Source organism: Vibrio sp. YT-19(2023) (assembly GCF_033337395.1).
Genome location: NZ_JAWOQN010000497.1, coordinates 1 through 700, shown reverse-complemented (window position 1 = coordinate 700; position 700 = coordinate 1). Strand labels below are relative to the sequence as shown.

Sequence of the window (700 nt, the reverse complement as noted above, 5' to 3'; positions counted from 1 at the left end):
GTAATGAAATCATGGCTGATGGTGTGTCTGTCGAGATCTCAGCAATGAGTGCACCGAGTAAAGGAACGGTGAAGCTACTTTCTGATGGGAGTATCCAATACACACCAGCGAAGCGATTCAAGAATCAAGACAGCTTTAGCTATACGATCACCAGCGGTAATGTTACGTCGACAGCAATGGTGACTGTGGCGCTGCAATCATCTCCTGATTCTGGAGGGTCTTCACCTGGCAAAGGTAAGAACAAATAACAAAGCAAAGCCACCTTATGTTTAAGGTGGCTTTTTCGTTATTGTTTACTGTGGATTGCTGCTATCGGGTTTGTCTTGCTTACGGTGCAGGACATAGTGGACAGCTTGCCTCTACAGGCATGCCTGTATCGACAGTGACACCTGTAATGGCGTTAACACCTTCTGCAACGACGGTGTCTTTGAAGGTTCTTACATCATGTGCAACAACCGGACCACCAGAAACGTCACTACCCGGAGCAGGGATGTAGGTACCATCGTAGTTCATACAGCTTTCAGGATTTAAAGTACCGACATCTTTAACGACTGTCATACCGTCATGCATTTCAGTAATTTTCACATCGTTAAGTTTCACTTTACTGTCGTTACATACTTTACCTTCGTAGTTCACTCTTAATCCGTACGCGCCAGATGCGTTTTCTTCAACGTAGGTTGTACAGTCTTTAGTGATACTC

The 700-nt window shown here is 45.0% G+C and carries 1 protein-coding gene and 1 pseudogene; one reads left to right on the top strand and one right to left on the bottom strand.

Going from position 1 to position 700, the window contains the following annotated elements; translation table 11 throughout:
* A partial coding sequence (locus R7E78_RS26740) for an Ig-like domain-containing protein (protein WP_318058687.1) occupies positions 1 to 248 on the top strand: 248 nt, incomplete at its 5' end.
* Positions 249 to 327: 79 nt separating this feature from the next.
* Here R7E78_RS26740 and R7E78_RS26735 read toward each other — a convergent pair.
* Positions 328 to 700, bottom strand: a pseudogene (locus R7E78_RS26735) (hypothetical protein); the annotation flags it as partial.